The sequence below is a fragment of the Gilliamella sp. W8126 genome (assembly GCF_016102185.1).
Classification (GTDB): domain Bacteria; phylum Pseudomonadota; class Gammaproteobacteria; order Enterobacterales; family Orbaceae; genus Gilliamella; species Gilliamella apis_A.
This window is the reverse complement of the sequence record NZ_JACFPE010000018.1, coordinates 1-269: the sequence shown is the minus strand read 5'-3', so window position 1 is coordinate 269 and position 269 is coordinate 1. Positions and strand designations below refer to the sequence as shown.

Genomic DNA, 269 nt, shown 5'->3' with positions numbered 1-269 from the left:
ACACTACCATCGGCACTACGGCGTTTCACTTCTGAGTTCGGCATGGGGTCAGGTGGGACCACCGCGCTATTACCGCCAGACATATTCTGTCTTCTCTTATCTCTATTGCTGTGCATTATCTCATATCCACAACAATCACTCAATCCGGAACAAACTGTTCGATTATCTATTAATCTATCTCTACCTTCGCGTATCCAAAACAACTCCGAGTTGTAAGGTTAAGACTCTCGGTTCATTAGTATCAGTTAGCTCAATGTATCACTACACTT

The 269-nt window shown here is 43.5% G+C and carries 1 rRNA gene; it reads right to left on the bottom strand.

Annotation, left to right across the window (positions count from 1 at the left end):
* Positions 1-80, bottom strand: a 5S ribosomal RNA gene (rrf, locus tag H3S74_RS12420); the annotation flags it as partial.
* Positions 81-269 lie beyond the last annotated feature (189 nt).